This window comes from Alkalitalea saponilacus (genome assembly GCF_900168165.1).
In the GTDB taxonomy this organism is placed as follows: domain Bacteria; phylum Bacteroidota; class Bacteroidia; order Bacteroidales; family Marinilabiliaceae; genus Natronoflexus; species Natronoflexus saponilacus.
In genome coordinates this window covers 1-4171 of record NZ_FUYV01000051.1, presented here as the reverse complement: position 1 = coordinate 4171, position 4171 = coordinate 1, and the positions used below count along the sequence as shown (strand labels likewise).

2 protein-coding genes are annotated in these 4171 nt (G+C 32.9%); both read right to left on the bottom strand.

The annotated features are described in order from the left end of the window. On the bottom strand, positions 1 to 466 hold a 466-nt coding region (locus tag B5X70_RS17425; protein WP_200812623.1), incomplete at its 3' end, for a hypothetical protein. A gap of 6 nt (positions 467 to 472) precedes the next feature. Continuing rightward, positions 473 to 4015, bottom strand: a complete 3543-nt coding sequence (locus tag B5X70_RS17420) for a DUF7149 domain-containing protein (protein WP_079559179.1) — start codon at positions 4013 to 4015, stop codon at positions 473 to 475. Positions 4016 to 4171 lie beyond the last annotated feature (156 nt).

Sequence of the window (4171 nt, the reverse complement as noted above, 5' to 3'; positions counted from 1 at the left end):
TTTTGTAGAAATTTGATTTATGTTTCTGAACCTTTATATCATTATTTATTATAAATATAGCATTTTCGATATGAATGGTAGGTGCTTCTTCTTTGTTTTCTTCAAGGTCTTGTTTTAATTTCTCAATACTTAACCTTAATTCTTGTTTTTGCAAATCATTAAGTTCTTGGTCGGTTGTGATATAATTTGAAAGAACATTTATCAAAACTCCGATTATTATTGCAGCTAAAGTAGGATTCTTTTTAATTGTAAGCGACCACCATTCTCGCAATCCACCTTCGGTAAAAGCCTCCGATTCAAGTTCTAATTCAACATTAAAGAGTGTGCTTACATGCTTAACTATTTCTAAAAATTCATGCTCGCATTTATTTCTGATAACGGCATCCATAGTATGACTTTCATCATTAAAACAATAATGAAGTTCAATCTTTTTTGCATTTGAATATATGGATACGTTTTGAGTCATTTTTTATTAAAGACTATTTTCAATTATTTCAATTTCTTCAACGGTCAAATCGTAAAGTTGGTAAACTAATCGGTCTATTTTATTTTCAATTTCTTGGGGGTTGCCAATAGATTTTAATCTTTCTTCCGTCAATGCCATTATTAAGTTATGAATTTCATTACTTGGATTTGGTATTGGTAAAGATTGTAAGTCTGTCATTAAGATTTGCGGAAAAGCTTGTGGATTGGTTACTAATTTATTCTTGATATAATAATCAGCTACTTTAGAATGTAAAACGCCAAGCACAAAAAGATTATGAATTGCCTTATTAATTGACCAACACGAATAAAGTGTTGACTCAGTTAATGCGGGTTCTGTTAAATAAGCACAACATAAAAAATTCCCTGTTCTTCTTATAAGTATTCTTGGTGAAACAGCGTGTTTATTTTTGGCTTTTGTTCCACCAATTATTGAAAGAGTTTCATAATCAGTAAAAAACCATTTTTCTATCGTCCATTTAGAAATACAGTTTCCTAATAAAAATTTGTTTGGCAAATTATCGGATTGTTCTACAAATATTTTAGTTTTTCTATCTGCGATAACCATCCCTTTGAAAAGCTGACAGATATCGGAAAGTCGGGGAGTTATAGGATTATCTAATTTTAAAATAATAGGATTATCAATTTTACTGTAAGTAACTAAGTTTTGATCTTTTTTAAAAATTCTTTGTTCCGTAAATGCTCCTTGCTGGCTCTTCCCGTAAATAAAAATTACATTGCCAGTATTTGCTTCATCAAAAACCATTCCTTCAATCCTTGTGATATTCAATACAGAACCTGAATTTTTCAAAAGTTCAATTGTGTCAGAGTAGCTTCTAGTTTCAAACAAACCTTCTGGTACAATCATTGAATGATAAGAATTCTTATTGCTGATTATAATTCCTAACTCAATGAACAGATTAAATATGTTTTTTGAACTTGCATTTTTGATTGCTTGGTAATTGTTGATATAATGCATTAGTTCAAGTTTTTCCATATTATTTTTAGTCATAATGAAATATGGCGGATTTCCAATCACCACATCAAAGCCCACAAAATCACCATCATCATTCAGCACTTCAGGAAATTCAAACCGCCATTCAAAAGCGTTTTCGTAAATTTTATTGCTTTTTATTTCTTCAATTTCGGCTTCAAGCTTTTGAGTATCTGCGGTTAGTTTAGAAACTTTCGCATTCCAAACAGCTTTATCCTTTTTTGAGAGTTCAAAAAGCTGACCTTGATTTGTCATTGAAAATAACTCGCCATTTAAGGCTCTAAGTCGTTTTGCCTTTGGGTCATTCAAAGAAATTTCGCTACGGAAATTGGTTTTTATTTCATTAATCAAACACTCCATTTCACGCTTCTGCTCTTTACTTTGGGCGTTTCGATATGTATCAACTGCAAGGCGATAACTGTCAATAGTCCATTTACTCGCACTCTTTTTTAATGCTTGTTTTAAATCGGCATCGAGTGCAAAACGGCTTATTAATGAGTTTCCACATTTTATATTTATGTCAATGTTTGGAAGGGTTTCAAGCTCGGTTGCGTTCTTGTAATAAGCGTTTTTCAAAAGTTCAATCCATAAACGCAAACGGCAAATTTTTACGGAATTTGGGTTAATGTCAACTCCGAACAAACAGTTTTCAATTATTGTTTGCTTTTCGTGAAACAAAGTTTCTTGTATGCGTTGACTTTCTTTGTTTGTAGGATTGTACTCGAAAAGTTCTCCGTCTTCGTCCGTTACAATCAATTCATCGTTTACAACTTCAAAATGATATTCTTTTAAACGTTTTCCATCACGGTCTTGCAAAATTTTAAGGTCGCTTTTTACGGCAATCATCTCGTTGAGTGCCGAAACCAAAAAATGACCAGAACCAACAGCAGGGTCGCAAATTTTTAAATCATTTATTATTTTGTTGGCTTCTTTTCGGTCTTCAATTTTATCGTAAAGTGAGTTTATATCAGTACAATTCCAATTTTTTGTTTCGTTGAATTTTTGAATTACCGCTTTACGGATGGTTTCACGGCACATATACATGGTTATAAATCCAGGCGTAAAAAATGAACCGTCTTTATAACCGTTTATTTTCTCGAAAATCAAACCAAGTACTGAAGCGTTTATAAGTGTTTTGTTGTCTTCCTGTATTTCTTCGCTTCCTTCGCTTGCAAAATCGTAAGCACTTAAAAATCTGAAAAGGTATTCAATTGTGCTTAATTCACCAGTAAGACGTTTACCTTTATCGTCTTTTAATACGCTTTGCGAGTAGATAGGAATTGACTTGTCGTCTCGTAGATTGCTAATAAAAAGTGTAACATGTTCAATGTCGGTTGGCTCAAACAAGGAACTGTTTAAATATGGAACTTTGGAAAAAGCATCTTTAATGTCTTCGTCTCGTTCATCATGTTTACGTGCAAGAACTTGAAAAAACAAACTATTTAAATCATCGTAATTCTGAATTCTGTCAGAATTTAGGAATTCATAAGATTTGTCACCTTTGTGGTAGGTAATCAATTGACCTTCCAAAAGCTTCAAAAACAGGATTCTATTAATCCATGTAATGCTCAATTCAAGAGCTACATTAAAAAGCCTTTCTTGGGTAGTTGAACCAAATTGGGTTGGGTTTTCAAGCCGTGAAATTTTATCAAGACTGTTTAATTGTATGATGGCGTTTTCTATAAAAGAACCTGTATTTCGCTGGCCTTCTTTGTTCCGTTCAATTATCTTTTTACCGCCGTCTTTTGTTTCAGTTAATCCTATCAGGTGAAGCAGTTCTCCGTAAAATCTTTTGTCAAGGCTATTACTGTCATTAGCAAACGGAAGTTTTAAAAGATGCTCGGGCGAGAGCAATTTGAATAAAGCAATTAATTTATTGTCGTCTTTTTTGTCATCGTTACGCAAAGGTTTTTCATAATCACGAATATCGAAATATGTAAACTCAATTTCGTTTTTTATTTCAGCAATAAATGGTTCAGCAATTTGTTTATAAAAAAAATCTGTTTTTGTGTCAGCTAAACGTCCGGCTTCAAAATCTTCGAAATGTTTTACAAAGGTTTTGTTTTGGGCAAATAGCCTGTCGAAAAGCGTTGCATCAAAAACAAACCATTCGTTGATGTTTGTCGCAATCAGATGCTTTATTTCAATATTTTTATGTGTAATCCGCTCACGCAAATAATACAAAACAAGTTCCTGAAAAGCTTTAACATTAATCTTTTCTTTTGTAAGCATTTCTCCCTTGTTTGTCGGTTTTTTTGCTTCTATCACAACTCCGACAGTACTGGCTGCTTTGTCTCCGTTATGGATTACGAGGTCATTTCTGCCTTTAGTGTTTATGAAATGACTTTTCTTGTAGTAAGTGTCTTTAAAAAAATCCGAGACAAGGTTTTTATGAAACTCTTCCGATTCAATGTCATTAATCCTGTCGAGCAACTGGGTTAAATTGGTCTTGAAACATTCTATTTCAGTCCTGTTTGGTTTTACTTTCAGGAAGGCTTTATTTAGTGCTTTCCGTGGTTTCAAGATTTTAATTTCCATTAATCAGTTTTCTCTTAAAAAATTAGTTATTATCTACAAATATACAATTATCTGTGGGTGCGTCGGCCAGAAAACAGCTCTTTTGCAAACTTTGGCTGTGTGTAGGTTTGTGTGGTTTGCAAATGTGCTGTTTTGTGCGTGGCAATCATTTTTCTT